The sequence below is a fragment of the Ferrovibrio sp. genome (assembly GCF_046297895.1).
Classification (GTDB): Bacteria; Pseudomonadota; Alphaproteobacteria; order Ferrovibrionales; family Ferrovibrionaceae; genus Ferrovibrio.
On record NZ_JBKBHC010000009.1, the window covers coordinates 43,787 to 57,230 of the forward strand.

The following is a 13,444-nucleotide window of genomic DNA, read 5'->3' on the forward strand; positions in this document are numbered from 1 at the left end:
TTTTCCGCTTCGCCTCCCTGTCGAGACGATACAAAAAAGAGCCTGCCATGACCGATATTGCCGCCGACGACCTGCTGGTCGCCGCCCAGGAAGAAACCACAGCCGCACCTGAGGGTTTTGCCGCCCACGAGCGCCAGCCTCAGGCCATGAAAGCCACGCTGTTTTTCGTCAATATCCTGCTTCTGATCGGCGTGCTGGCCTTTGCCTGGACGCCGGCGGTGATCTTCTGGGTCGCGCTGGCGCTGGCCCCGATCGCGCTCGCGGCGATCCTCGCCATCACGCTTGGCTGGTGGATGTGAGCGGCGTGCCGCTCACTCCCACTTGCGGAAAACGTCGACGAATTTTTCCTCGCCGCAAGCGATGAAATAGCCGCGCAACATGCAGTTCTCGGTCTCGCCGAGCCGCTGGCGCACCGCCTTCAGCGCCGGCAGCATTTCCTTGGCCAGCTGCTTGTCGCGGAAGCGCATCACCTCGCCCTGGGTCCGCGCACCGTCATAGATCACGCCCAGGCTTTCCTCCGAATTGATCTCGGGACGGCGCTTCTGGAAGGTGTTCAGGCTCTTCAGGCCACCGGTCTTCTGGATGAACTGCTGGAAGTTGCTGAGAGAGGTATGGCGCTGATCCGGTGCGGTTTCCTTTTCCTGGCACCCGACCAGGGCAATGGCAACAACCGACACCGCAAGAATGGCTGACAGGCTTGCGCGGCGCATGGACTTCTTCCCCTCACATTTTCCGGGACCCCTTTGCAGGGTCCGGACCGACCTTGGCATTCCTTAAAAACCGGACTTCTAAAGAAAGCTATAAGGATCAACATCAACCGCACGTTTTACAGCCGATGGTAGTCTAAACTTCGAAAGCCATTCTCGTAGAACGGCTGGCACATCGACCTCCCGGGCTGCCTTGAGCAGCAGCCTCTCGCGGAACCGGCCGCGCAGGTAATGCAGAGGGGCAGGAGCGGGTCCCAGCACCGTCAGGCCCGGTGCGCGCGGCGCAACGCGGGCCAGATCGCGGGCCGCCTGCTGCACCTGGGCCTGGTCGGTGCCGCTGAGGATGATGGCCGCCAGCCGGCCAAAGGGCGGCATGCCGGCGCGCTGGCGTTCGGCCATCTCGGCGGCGATGAAACCGGCATTGTCGTGCCGGCTGAGCGCCGCGATCACCGGATGCTCCGGCAGGAAACTCTGCAGCAGCACCCGGCCAGGATGGTCGGCACGACCGGCGCGGCCGGAAACCTGGGTGAGCAGTTGATGCGTGCGCTCGGCGGCACGCGGGTCGCCGCCGGCCAGGCCAAGATCGGCGTCGATCACCCCCACCAGGGTGAGCAGCGGAAAATGGTGCCCCTTGGCCACGATCTGGGTACCCACCAGGATATCGATTTCGCGGTTTTCCATGCGCGTCAGCATCTCGCCGATCTGCTGCGGCGAGTTGGCGGTATCGGATGCCATCACGGCCAGCCGCGCCTCGGGGAACAGCATGGCCGCCTCCTCGGCCAGCCGCTCCACGCCCGGGCCACAGGCCTTGAAACGGTCCTCGGCGCCGCAGGACGGGCAGGCATCGGGCAGGCGCTGCTGGTGCCCGCAATGATGGCATTGTAAACGGCCATGGCGTTTGTGCTCCACCAGCCAGGCGGCGCAGTTCGGGCATTGCAGACGATGGCCGCAGGCGCCGCAGAGCGTGAGCGGCGCATAGCCGCGGCGATTGAGGAACAGCATAGCCTGCTCGCCATTCCCTACGGTTTCGCGGATCGCGGTCTGCAGCGGCGCGCTGATGAAGCGCTGGGCCGGCAGGCGTTCCTTGCGCAGATCGACGATATCGATGCGCGGCAGCGTGGCGGCGCCATGGCGCTCGGGCAAAACGGCATGGGCGTAGCGCCGACGCGAGACATTGTGCAGGCTTTCCAGCGACGGCGTCGCCGAGGCGAGGACAACGGCGATGCCTTCCTGCTTGGCGCGCACCACCGCCATGTCGCGCGCATTGTAGATCACGCCTTCCTCCTGCTTGTAGGAGGCATCGTGTTCCTCGTCGACGACGATCAGACCGAGATCGGCATAGGGCAGGAACAGGGCCGACCGCGCGCCGATCACCACTTTCGCCTCGCCATGGCCGATGGCGCGCAACGTTGCGGCACGCCGGCCTTCCGCCATTTCGGAATGCCAGGCCCAGGCCGGTGCGCCGAAACGCTGCTCGAAACGATCCAGCGATTGCTGCGTCAGCGCGATCTCGGGCAGCAGCACGAGAACCTGCCGGCCGGTTTTCAGGGCCTCGGCCACGGCCTCGTAATAAACCTCCGTCTTGCCGGCGCCGGTCACGCCTTCGAGCAGCGTGACCGAGAAATCCCGTGCTGCCACGGCCGCCCGCAGACCGGCCGCCGCCTCGGCCTGAGACGTATTCAGCGCACGACCCTGGCGGCGCCAGTCGGGCGGTGGTGGTGGGCGGAAGGCCGGCGTGCTGTCGGCCTGCAACGCGCCAAGCTCGATAAGCTTGCGCACCACCGCCACCGATACGGCGGCGGCCTCGGCCAGTTCGCCGGGACTCAAACCCGGCCGTTCGGCCGCGACCTGCAAGACGCGTTCGCGCTGGGCGCTGGCGCGCATCTCGATGGCCTCGCCCGGCCGCAGCACCTGCCGCATCGGCGGCGGCTCGACCAGGGCGCGCGGCTCGGGCAGGCACATCTTCAGCACCGCGCCCGAAGGATTGAGCGTGTAGCCCGCCACCCAGTCGACCAGCCTGCGCAGCGCGGACGATAGCGGCGGCGCATCGCAGCGGCGCAGCACGGCTTTCAGCTTGGCCGGCGGCAGCCCCTCCGGCGGACCATCCCAGACCACACCGAGCGAAACGCGGTTGCCGATCGGTACTTCCACAATGTCGCCCGGCGAAAGCGGCCCCACCTCGCCCGCACGATAGGTGAAAGGCTCGGCCAGCGGCAGCGGCAGCAGAACGCGGATCTGATCGGGCGTGAGCAAGCGGCGGGTTCCGGTAGACCGGCCCGGCCGGGCTGGAAGCACTTGGCCGGGTCGGGTATTGTTAACCAAACGACTTATACCATCGGTGCCGATTCGGGCAGGCCGGCGCCGCCCATGGAGTTTAGGACATGAAATTTTTCGTCGATACCGCCGACGTGGCCGAGATTGCCGACCTGAACGACAGCGGCCTTCTGGATGGCGTGACGACCAACCCCTCGCTGGTGGCCAAGACCGGCCGGGACTTCGTCGCCACGGTGAAGGAAATCTGCAAGATCGTGAAAGGCCCGGTTTCGGCCGAGGTGGCCGCCACCGATCACGCCACCATGCTGGCCGAGGGCCGCAAGCTGGCGGCGCTGGCTACCAACGTGGCCGTGAAGGTGCCCCTGACGCTGGACGGCCTGAAGACCTGCAAGGCGCTGTCGGACGATGGCATCATGGTCAATGTCACGCTGTGCTTTTCGCCGGCGCAGGCGATCCTGGCCGCCAAGGCGGGCGCGGCTTTCGTGTCGCCCTTCGTCGGCCGGCTGGACGATGTGGGCCACGACGGCATGGCGCTGATCGCCGACATCGTGCAGATCTACAACAACTACCCCGATTTCCAGACCGAGGTGCTGGTCGCCTCGATCCGGCACCCCATGCATGTGGTGGAGGCCGCCAAGCTGGGCGCCGATGTGTGCACCGTGCCGCCGGCCGTGCTGCGCTCGCTGGTCAAGCACCCGCTGACCGACAAGGGCCTGGATGCCTTCCTCGCCGACTGGAAGAAGACCGGCCAGTCGATCCTGGGCAACGAGAAGTAAGCGGAGAGGCAGCCGATGGCCGATGGCATCACCGCACCTGTTTCCGCTCCCATCGGCCTCGACGAGGCCGAGGTGATCGCGTGGCTGAAGCAGCACCCCGATCTGCTGACGCGTCACCCCGATCTGTGCGAAGTGCTGTTGCCCCCGGCGCAGCCGCATAGCGGCAACAATGTGGTCGATCTGCAGCGCTTCATGGTGCAGAAGCTGCAGGGCGAACTCACCCGCATGTCCCATGTCGGCACGGAATTGCTGGATGCCAGCCGGCAGAATCTCTCGGCCACCCAGCGCGTGCATGCCGCCGTGCTGATGCTGCTGGAGGCCGGCAGCTTCGAGCATATGGTGCATATGGCGACCCAGGACTGGACCGACCTGCTGGAGGTCGATGTGATCAGCCTCTGCGTCGAAGGCGATCCCGAACGCATGAAGGATATCGCCACCGGCGGCGTCTTCGTGCTGCCCAATGGCGCCATCGACGCCCTGCTGGGCGCCCTGCCCGCCGTCGCCCGCGACAAATGCGAGGCCGCCGACTGGATTTACGGGCCCGCCGCCAGCCTGGTGCGTTCGGATGCCCTGGCGCGGCTGGATTTCGGCCCCACCTCGCCGGCTGCCATGCTGGCCCTGGGCTCGCGCGAGGCCGACAAGTTCCAGCCCAGCCAGGGCACGGAACTGCTGCAATTCCTCGCCGGCGTGCTCGGCCGCTCGGTGCGCTCATGGCTCGACCTGCCGCAGCCGTAACCGACGACGACGAGCGGCTGCCGTTCTTTCTGGCGGCCGATGACGCCAAGGCCGCGGCCGAGGCCTGGTATCGCTGGCTGGCCAAGGAAAAACGCTTCTCTCGCCATACCCTGCGCGCCTACGGCCAGGATCTGGCCGGCTTCTTTGCATTCTTGAGCGAGCATCTGGGCGGCGCGGCTTCGCTGGACGACCTGCGTGGCCTGCGCCTGAGCGATTTCCGCGCCTATTCCAGCCATCGCCGCAAGGACGGGCTGGAAGCCACGTCGCTGGCCAGGAACCTGAGCGCCGTGCGCAGCTTCTTCCGCCGTCTGCAGCGCGACGGCCAGGTGGACACCGCTGCCATCAGTCTGCTGCGCAGCCCCAAGCGGCCGCACAGCGTGCCCAAGCCGTTGAGCGTGCCGGCGGCACAGGAGATGATCGACACGGCAGAGGATTTCGCCGCCGAGCCCTGGCTGCAGGCGCGCGACGCGGCGATCCTGACGCTGCTGTGGGGTGCCGGTCTGCGCCTGGGCGAGGCGCTGGGCCTGAACGGCGACCAGATTCCGAAAGGCGACAGCCTGACGGTGACCGGCAAGGGCAACAAGCAGCGCCTGGTGCCGATCCTGCCGGTGGTGCGACAGGCGATTGCCGAATACGCGAAACTCTGCCCCTGGCCGATTGCCTCCGGCACGCCACTGTTCTACGGCGCGCGCGGCAAACGGCTGGACCCGGCCATCGTGCAGAAGGCCATGCGCAACGCCCGCCGCGCTCTGAACCTGCCCGAAACCGCGACGCCCCATGCCCTGCGGCATTCGTTTGCCACGCATCTTCTGGCGGCCGGCGGCGACCTGCGCACCATCCAAGAACTGCTGGGCCATGCCTCGCTGGCCACCACCCAGCGCTATACCGAGGTCGACGCCGAGGCCCTGCTGCGGGTGTATGGCAGCGCCCATCCCCGGGCCAGGGCCGGGGCCTGATCGCCCGCCTCTCTCATCGCCCTGCCCCACTGCCCTGCCCCACTGCCCTGCCCCACTGCCCTGCCATTGCCACAATCGCCAGCCAGCCTATGCTTACTGGCAGGCAGACATGAAATCCCGACGCATATTCCGCTTCATCCTGGCCGGCTTCCTGGCCCTGATCGCAATGCCGCTGATGGCCAGCGGCGTCAGCGTCGCCACGGCCGAACGCAAGCACTGGTCCACCAGCCGCTGGGACTCCACCGGCCTGGCGCCCGATCCGGCCACCACGCCCGAGGCCGTGGTGCAGGTCTATGCCGCCCGGGTCTGGGGCTGGCGCGGAGCCTTCGCGGTCCACACCTGGCTGGTCATGAAGCCGGCCGACGCCCCGGCCTTCACGCGCTATGAGGTTGTGGGCTGGGGTGGTTCGGCGCTGCGGATCAGCCAGCGCACCCCTGACGGCTACTGGGCCGGCAACCCGCCCGAGCTGCTGCATGACCTGCGCGGACCCGAGGCGCAGGCGCTGATCCCGCAACTGATGGCGGCTGCCGAACGCTATCCCCACCGCGACGGCTATGTGATGTGGCCGGGCCCGAATTCGAACAGCTTCATCGCCTGGCTGGCCCGCGAGGTACCCGACCTGGGCCTGGAACTGCCGCCCACCGCCATCGGCAAGGACTGGATCGGCAGCGACCGGCTGGTGGCGCCTGCGCCCAGCGGCACCGGCTGGCAGGTGTCGCTGTTCGGCCTGGCCGGGATCACGGCAGCCGCCCGCGAAGGCCTGGAACTCAATCTGCTGGGCCTGACCATCGGCATCGATCTGCTGCGGCCGGCCCTCAAGCTGCCGGGCCTGGGCCGGATTGGTCTTCCCTCTGCCGAGACGCCGCCCGCGGAAGAAACCGCTGGTTGATCTGGCCTTCCGCTGATCTAAGGCGTTTTTTCCTCCGCCGGAATGATACACTTGCAGGACCGTGCCGGTGACCCGCTGGCAGCGGGCGGCTATTCTTGCGGAACCCTCTCGTGATCAGCATCGCGCCATGACCGATCTGAAGCCGATTGCCGAACGGAATCCGGCCTTTCAGGGGCCGGCCATCCTGGCGCCGGAACGAGCGGGCATTGGCCTGCGGCCGCCGCATCATCGCGATCTGCTGGAAACCCGCCCACCGGTCGGCTGGCTGGATATCCATGCCGAAACCTACATGGGCGGCGGCGCCGCCCGCCATTACCTAGAACAGGCGCGGGCCTTGTGGCCCGTGACGGTCCAGGGCACCGGGCTTGGGCTCGGCGGCAGCGAACTGCCCGACCAGGACCACCTGGAGCGACTGGCGCGCCTGGTGGCCTGGCTGGAACCGGCACAGGTTTCCGAGCATCTGGCCTGGACCGGGGTGGACGGCCGCTACTACAACGACCGCCTGCCCCTGCCCTACACGCTGGAAAGCCTGGAAACCTGCCGGCGCAATGTCGATATCGTGCAGAGCCGGCTGCAACGGCCGATCCTGATGGCCAATCCGGCCACCTATCTGCGGTTCCGCGACAACCAGATCGCCGAGGCCGATTTTCTCACCCGCCTGAGCCAGCAGAGCGGCTGCGGCATATTGTGCGACGTGAACAACCTCTATGTCTCCAGCGTCAATCATGTCGGGCGGGAAGCGGCGCCGGCTGTCGCAGAGGCCTATCTTGACAGCCTGCCGGCCACGGCCGTGCACCAGATCCGTCTGGCCGGCCACAGCGAAATGCAGGCCGACGACCGGCCGCTGCTGATCGACGATCACGGCGCGCTGGTGGCCGAGCCGGTCTGGCGCCTTTACGCCAGCGCCGTGCAGCGCTTTCCTCATGCCGCCACCCTGCTGGAATGGGACTGCAACCTGCCGCCGCTGGATCATCTGGTCGCCGAGGCCCGTCACGCCGAGCGGCAGCGGGCCGCGGCCTTGAGCCCGAGCAGCACACCCGACGCCGATCCCATCGAGACGGACGATGAGCGCGCAGCTTGACCTGCAGCGGGAATTCGCCGAGGCGCTGACCGGTTCACTCTACGGCATTGCCGAGAAGGTGATCGGGGATGCGATCCCCGCCGAAGGCCGCCTGCAGATTTATGCCGATCGCTTCCGCGCCGGATTGCTGGATGCCATTGCAGCCACCTTTCCGGTTACACGCGCCCTGGTGGGAGAGGCGTTTTTCGCCCAGACGGCGCGCGACTACCTGATCTACGACCCGCCGCGCTCGCCGATCCTGCATCTCTACGGTGCGGGCTTTCCCACTTTCCTCGCCGCCCTGCCCGATCTGGCAGGCCACCCCTATCTGCCCGACATCGCTGCTTTCGAATGGGCGCTCAATATCGCCGAGCATGCGGAAGACGCGCCGCTGCTGCGGCCGGAAGACCTGCCCGATACCGAAGCCTCGGCGCAACTGGTGCTGCCCCTGCATCCCTCGGCGCAGCGGCTGTCCACGCCGTTTCCGGTCAGCGAGATCTGGCAGGTGCACCAGCCGGAATCGCCCTTTGTGGACCGTATCCAGCTTATCGGCAGCGGCGAACGGCTGCTGGTCTGGCGCCAGGGCATCGCCGTGCGCTGGCATAAACTGGATCACGGCGAGGACCGCTTCCTGGCCGAGATCGCAGCGGGTGAATCGCTCGGCCTCGCCGCGCTGGCGGCCGCAAGCGGCAGCGACTTCAACTTCCCCGCCAGTTTCAGCTGGATGCTGGATGGTGGCGTGTTTGCGCGCCCCGAGAGTCTCTAGCTAATCCAGCCAGGTATAGGCCGCCGCCAGCATCGCCTCCACGCCGGTCCGCAGCGTGGGATGCAGCACCGGGGCATAGAAGGGCGAGTGGTTGACCGGCATGGCGCCGGGATCGTCGCCGTTCATGGCTTTCGCGAAAACATCCGGATCTGTGCCGCCGATCACCCAGAAGACCGACGGCACGTTCCAGGCCGTGCCGAACAGGCCGAAATCCTCGCTGCCCGAAGCGGGCTCCACCGCCATCACGCGGTCGGCGCCGAACCAGCCCTTCATGCCATCGACCGTGCGCGCCGTGGCGGCCTCGTCGTTGAAGGTGAGCGGGAACTGGCTGATCACCGAGAATTCCGGCGGCTTGGGCGCGCCGGAGGCCTCGGCCTCTGCCTCGATGATGCGCCTGACCGAAGCCAGCACGCGCTGACGCACATTCTCCTTGAAGGTGCGGATATTGAGGCGCAGCAGCGCCTCGTCAGGAATGACGTTCTCGTTGAAGCCGGACTGGATGGTGCCAACGGTGACCACCGCGCTGTCGGCCATCGCCACCTCGCGCGACACCACGGTCTGCAGGCGCATCACCGTGGCCGAGGCCATCACCACGGGATCGATGCTGTTCTGCGGCTTGGAGCCATGCGCGCCGCGGCCGAACAGCTTCACCTCCCAGCTATCGGCGGCCGACATCGCCACGCCTGCCTTGTAGCCGATGCGGCCAGCCGGCAGAGGAACCACATGCTGGCCCAGCGAAACCGTCGGCTTGGGGAAGCGCTTCACCATGCCGTCCTCCAGCATGGCGCGGGCGCCCTGGGCGGTTTCCTCCGCCGGCTGAAACACCGCCATCACCGTGCCCTTCCAGGTGTCGCGCGCTTCCGACAACAGCTTACATACCGCCATCAGCCAGGTGACGTGAAAGTCATGCCCGCAGGCATGCATGATCGACACCGACTGGCCGAAACGGTCGGTGCCGGTCTGCTCACTGGCGAAAGGCAGGCCGGTCTTTTCCTTCACCGGCAGGCCATCCATGTCGGCGCGCAGCAGGATCACCGGGCCATCGCCGTTCTTCAGCAGGCCGACCACGCCGGTCTTGCCCACGCCCGGATGCACCTCGAAGCCGTGCTTGTCCAGCCAGGCCGCAGCGATGCCGGCGGTGCGGATTTCCTGCATCGACAGCTCGGGATGCTTGTGCAGGTCGATGTAGATTTTCTCCAGTTCCGGCATCAGCGCGTCGATTCTGGCGAAGACGGCGGCTTTCTGGGGCGCGAGGCTGGTGCGGGCGGGAGCGTTCATGAATCAGGTCCGGTGTTGAGCAGGTGGGTTCAGTTGAATTCCCGGAAAGCCGGCGTGGCTCCGGCGCGCAGGCGCGGCAGGCCCGACAGCAATGCCTCGGCTTCGTCGCCGTCACCGATCTCGTCGAGCAGCACGAGAATTTCCTGGCCGATCCGCAGCGCATCGCCGCGCGGCAGGGCTTCTGGATGCTCGATCAGCGCGAGCAGATCGAGAATGCGCTGCTGCTTGATCTGCTGCCGCCAGTCCGGCGTGCCGATCTGACCCGACAGTTCCATCAGGTCGGCTGCAGACTGCATCTGGCAACGCTGGCACATGCCACGCTCGCGGTTGAACGACGATCAGCGGATTAGACCGGATCGTCCCGATACGGTCAATGCAGGTATTGGCGTTACACTATCCGCGAACTCAGACTGCGCGGCGGCCGGCCCAGTACAAAGCGAGCGGACCAATCAGCGCACCAATTCCCATCACAGCCAGGCCGATGCCCCAGCTTGCCACGCCCTGACCACCCAGCACACGCTCGGCCTGGTCGAGGGCAAAGCCGACGCAAAGCGGACCCAGCACCGAGATGCCGAAACCCAGCGCGGAATGCAGCGCCATGGTGGAACCGCGATGCTCGGGCTCGGCGGCCGCCATCATCCCTGAGGTGAGCGCGCCGGAATCGCCGCAGATGAAAACGAAATAGACCGCGCAGTAGAGCAGCGCGACCCAGGCCGGCAGCACCGCCGTGAAGCCCATCAGCACGCCCATGATGCCCGAGATGCCCATGATCAGGATCAGGGCGCGGCGGCGGCCGATCTTCAGCGCCAGTTCGTTGCCCAGCAGGCTGGCCGGCAGGCCGATCAGGGTGACGATGGCGGCCAGCACGGTGGGGCTGGGCAGGCTGGCTGCAAAGGCGGCATCGCGCGCCAGCACAAAAACGAAGAATGCCGTGACCCAGGCGCGCATGGCTGTGAGTTCAAAGCCATGGGCGGCATAGCCGATGATGTAGCCCATGGCATCGCGGTTGCGCAGCACCGGCCGCAGCGCGAAACCCGTGCTGGCCTTGGCGCCAGGAGGCGTCTGCGGCTTGAGCAGCGCCCAGGCCAGAATGGCGGCGATCAGGCTGCCCATACCGATGCCGGCAAAGCTCCAGCGCCAGCCATGCCATTCCGCCAGCAGGCCGGTGACGGTGAAGCTGAGCGAGATGGCGATGGAATAGCTGGCGGTATAGAAGGTGACGGCGCGACTCTGCTCGCCGCCCTTCAGCCGGTCGGTCAGCGCACGCAGGCCGGGCATGTAGACGGCCGCCTGCCCGGCGCCGCCGATGGCGCGCAGCAGCAGGCCGGACCAGAAACCGTCGGCAAAGGCGGCGAAGGCGAGCGTGCTGATGCCGGTCACCGCGCTGCCGACGATGAAAATCAGCCGGGCATCGATACGATCAGTCAGCATCACCGCCGGCGTCACCAGCAGCATATAGCCCAGGTAATACACGCCGGCGATCCAGCCGGCCTCGGTGTTGGTGAGGCCCCAGACGCCGATGAAGTCGGTGAGCAGGGCCGGGAAGCTGGCGATGGGCAGGATCGCCAGCACTTCCAGCGCCGAGAGCAGCAGGATCAGTTGACGCGAGGACATGACTGGCGGGCGGGGAGGAACATGATATCGTTGTCACACAGTATTCACCGATCTCGCCTAAACCGCCAGAGGCAACCGCTTGCCGGCCCAAGTCTCGGCACATGATCAGGGAAACGCCATGTCGATCCGCCAGCCCATCCTCACCCGCCGCCATTTCCTCGCCGGCTCTGCCGCCCTGGGACTCTCGACCGCCCTGCCCGGCTGTGCCACGCGCTACGACCAGGCAGCGCCCATCGTGTTCGTTCATGGCAACGGTGATACAGCCGCGCTCTGGCACACCACCTTCTGGCGCTGGGAAAGCAACGGCTTTGATACCGACCGCCTGTTCGCCATCGACTTCCCCTATCCGCTGGCGCGCAGCGTGGATGCCACCTACCAGGCCTATCGCTCGTCCTCGACGGACCAGCGCGAACAGCTCGCCGCCTTCGTTGCCGAAGCCAAACGGCGCACCGGCGCGCCGAAGGTGGTGCTGGTCGGCTCCTCACGCGGTGGCAACGCCATCCGCAACTACATCAAGAATGGCGGCGGCGCGGCCCATGTGAGCCATGCGATCCTGTGCGGCACGCCCAATCACGGCGTGCTGGTCTCCGACAAGGCGCTGGTGGGCAGCGAGTTCAACGGCGCCTCGCCTTTCCTGCGCCAGCTCAACGATGGCCCCACGGAAGTGGTGCCCGGCCTGGCCTGGATGACCACGCGCAGCGACAACGCCGACAAGTTCGCCCAGCCCGACGGCGCGGCCCTGGGCATGCCTGGGCAGCCGACCGGCGTGACGGCCGAGGGCCCGGCCCTGAAAGGCGCCAAGGACGTGGTGCTGGCGGGGCTTGACCATCGCGAGGTGGCCTTCCATCCGAAGGCTTTCGCCGCGATCTGGGAATTCGTGATGGGCAGCGCACCGGCCACCACCGGCATCAGCGCTGAAAGCAGCCCGCTGCTGAACGGCAAGGTAAACGACATCGTGCGCGGCGCGGGCACCAACATGCCGGTGGCGGGCGCCGTGGTGGAGGTATACGAAACCGACCCCAAGACCGGCGCGCGGCGCGTGATGGTGCATAAACAGACCACGGGCGAGGATGGCTACTGGGGCCCGTTCCGCGCTTCCAGTCGGGCCACCTACGAATTCGTGGTGATCACACCCGACCATCCGACCACGCATATCTATCGCTCGCCCTTTGCGCGCTCGTCGCAGATCCTACATCTGCGCCCGGGCGTGCTGACCGACAAGGACAAGGCGGCGGCCTCCAGCGTGACAATCAGCCGGCCGCGCGGCTATTTCGGCGCCGCCCGCGGCGACATCGTCACCTTCGATGGCCAGCCCGGCCCTGGCATCCCGCCGGGCATTCCGGTGAATTCCACCTCCACCCTGCTGCTGCCGGCCGGCACGGCCCAGCGCAGCGTTGTCTGCCGCTTCAACGACGAGGTGATCGCCGTGCAGTCCTGGCCGGTGGCCGACAACCGCGTGGTGATCGCGGAATTGCATTACTGACCTCGGTTCAACGCCGGATCAGCAGCAGGCCGCCGGCCACGATCAAGCCCGCGCCCAGCAGGGTGGCGAGCGTGGGCAGGTCGCCGAAGCCGATCCAGCCGATCAGCGCGGCGAAAACCAGCGAACTGTAGCCGAAGGGCGCCAGCCAGGCGGCATCGGCCAGGCGATAGGCCTGCACGTTGCACATCTGGCCGGCGATGGCCATCGGTCCGAGCAGGCAGAGTGCGGCCAGTTCCCAGGCCGGCGCCGGCTGCCACAGCGCCAGCATCGGCAGGACCAGCAGCAGGGCCGCGAAACCATTCACATGCAGCAGCATGGAGAGCGCGCTTTCATGGCGCGACAGCACCTTGATCAGGATCACCTCGCAGGCGGTGAGAAAGGCGCCGGCAATCATCGCCACTGGCGCGATGCCGATGGAAAACGAAAACCCCGCCGCCGCCTCTGGCGCATTGCCACGTACGATCACGAATGCACCGGCCAGACACAGCGCTGCGGCCAGCATCTGCATCAGGCTGACCCGCTCGCGCAGCAGCAGCACGGCCAGCGCCATGACGAATACACCCTGCAGCAAAGCCAGCGCCGAGGCATCGGCCAGCGGCATATGGGTGGCGCCATAGATCGAGCAGGCACCGCCGCCCACGCCGCAAAGCGCGCGAATGAAATGCAAATGGCGGCGGCCGGTATTGAGGATGCTGCGTGGCGGGATGCGACGGGCGGCCGCGATGCCGCCGACCGTGACGAACCCGCTGACATAGCGGATGAATACGATCTGGATCGCCGGCACCAGGCCGCCGGTCAGCTTGCCCGAAGCATAAAGCAGCGAAAAGGCCAGCGCCGCACCCAGAACCCAGAGGGCGGCGCGGATCTTTGCATCGAGGAGTGGCATGCGAGTCGGAGTCTAAAACG

General features: G+C 66.9%; 14 protein-coding genes. 8 read left to right on the plus strand and 6 right to left on the minus strand.

Annotation, left to right across the window (positions count from 1 at the left end; all coding sequences use genetic code 11):
• Window positions 1-47: 47 nt before the first annotated feature.
• Window positions 48-299 (plus strand): hypothetical protein, encoded by a 252-nt coding sequence (locus ACK4FK_RS15750; RefSeq protein ID WP_409746125.1) that lies wholly within the window; start codon window positions 48-50, stop codon window positions 297-299.
• 12 nt (window positions 300-311) lie between these two features.
• Here ACK4FK_RS15750 and ACK4FK_RS15755 read toward each other — a convergent pair whose 3' ends face one another.
• Window positions 312-710, minus strand: coding sequence for a hypothetical protein (locus ACK4FK_RS15755; RefSeq protein ID WP_409746126.1), 399 nt, complete (start codon window positions 708-710; stop codon window positions 312-314).
• 78 nt (window positions 711-788) lie between these two features.
• On the minus strand, window positions 789-3,002 hold the full coding sequence (locus tag ACK4FK_RS15760) for a primosomal protein N' (RefSeq protein WP_409746127.1): 2,214 nt from the start codon (window positions 3,000-3,002) through the stop codon (window positions 789-791).
• Between the two features lie 86 nt (window positions 3,003-3,088).
• Here ACK4FK_RS15760 and fsa point away from each other — a divergent pair, with 86 nt between their 5' ends.
• The 6 genes from fsa (at window position 3,089) to ACK4FK_RS15790 (ending at window position 8,163) form a co-directional block, all read left to right on the plus strand.
• Complete coding sequence (fsa, locus tag ACK4FK_RS15765; RefSeq protein ID WP_409746128.1) at window positions 3,089-3,757, plus strand: fructose-6-phosphate aldolase; 669 nt, start codon at window positions 3,089-3,091, stop codon at window positions 3,755-3,757.
• A 15-nt stretch (window positions 3,758-3,772) separates the two neighbouring features.
• On the plus strand, window positions 3,773-4,492 hold the full coding sequence (locus ACK4FK_RS15770) for a DUF484 family protein (RefSeq protein ID WP_409746129.1): 720 nt from the start codon (window positions 3,773-3,775) through the stop codon (window positions 4,490-4,492).
• Window positions 4,468-5,448 carry a tyrosine recombinase XerC gene (locus ACK4FK_RS15775; RefSeq protein WP_409746130.1) on the plus strand — a complete coding sequence of 327 codons (981 nt, stop codon included), beginning with the start codon at window positions 4,468-4,470 and terminating at the stop codon, window positions 5,446-5,448. Before ACK4FK_RS15770 ends, ACK4FK_RS15775 begins: the two co-directional genes overlap by 25 nt.
• 109 nt (window positions 5,449-5,557) lie before the next feature.
• The gene (locus tag ACK4FK_RS15780; protein WP_409746131.1) at window positions 5,558-6,337 is read left to right on the plus strand and encodes a DUF3750 domain-containing protein; all 780 of its coding nucleotides are present in this window, start codon (window positions 5,558-5,560) and stop codon (window positions 6,335-6,337) included.
• 127 nt (window positions 6,338-6,464) lie between these two features.
• Window positions 6,465-7,418: a DUF692 domain-containing protein gene (locus ACK4FK_RS15785; protein ID WP_409746132.1), complete on the plus strand. Its 954-nt coding sequence runs from the start codon at window positions 6,465-6,467 to the stop codon at window positions 7,416-7,418.
• Window positions 7,402-8,163 (plus strand): putative DNA-binding domain-containing protein, encoded by a 762-nt coding sequence (locus tag ACK4FK_RS15790; RefSeq protein WP_409746133.1) that lies wholly within the window; start codon window positions 7,402-7,404, stop codon window positions 8,161-8,163. Before ACK4FK_RS15785 ends, ACK4FK_RS15790 begins: the two co-directional genes overlap by 17 nt.
• On the opposite strand, the gene ACK4FK_RS15795 is transcribed toward ACK4FK_RS15790, so the two are convergent.
• The 3 genes from ACK4FK_RS15795 to ACK4FK_RS15805 all read right to left on the minus strand — a co-directional run bounded on the left by ACK4FK_RS15795 (window position 8,164) and on the right by ACK4FK_RS15805 (window position 11,055).
• Window positions 8,164-9,441: an amidohydrolase gene (locus tag ACK4FK_RS15795; protein WP_409746134.1), complete on the minus strand. Its 1,278-nt coding sequence runs from the start codon at window positions 9,439-9,441 to the stop codon at window positions 8,164-8,166. It abuts the gene before it with no gap.
• A gap of 29 nt (window positions 9,442-9,470) precedes the next feature.
• On the minus strand, window positions 9,471-9,737 hold the full coding sequence (locus ACK4FK_RS15800; RefSeq protein ID WP_409746135.1) for a hypothetical protein: 267 nt from the start codon (window positions 9,735-9,737) through the stop codon (window positions 9,471-9,473).
• Between the two features lie 109 nt (window positions 9,738-9,846).
• Window positions 9,847-11,055 carry an MFS transporter gene (locus ACK4FK_RS15805; protein ID WP_409746136.1) on the minus strand — a complete coding sequence of 403 codons (1,209 nt, stop codon included), beginning with the start codon at window positions 11,053-11,055 and terminating at the stop codon, window positions 9,847-9,849.
• Window positions 11,056-11,173: 118 nt separating this feature from the next.
• On the opposite strand from ACK4FK_RS15805, the gene ACK4FK_RS15810 reads away from it, so the two are divergent.
• Window positions 11,174-12,538, plus strand: a complete 1,365-nt coding sequence (locus ACK4FK_RS15810; RefSeq protein ID WP_409746137.1) for an alpha/beta fold hydrolase — start codon at window positions 11,174-11,176, stop codon at window positions 12,536-12,538.
• A gap of 7 nt (window positions 12,539-12,545) precedes the next feature.
• On the opposite strand, the gene ACK4FK_RS15815 is transcribed toward ACK4FK_RS15810, so the two are convergent.
• Window positions 12,546-13,424, minus strand: coding sequence for a DMT family transporter (locus ACK4FK_RS15815; protein WP_409746138.1), 879 nt, complete (start codon window positions 13,422-13,424; stop codon window positions 12,546-12,548).
• Between the last annotated feature and the right edge of the window lie 20 nt (window positions 13,425-13,444).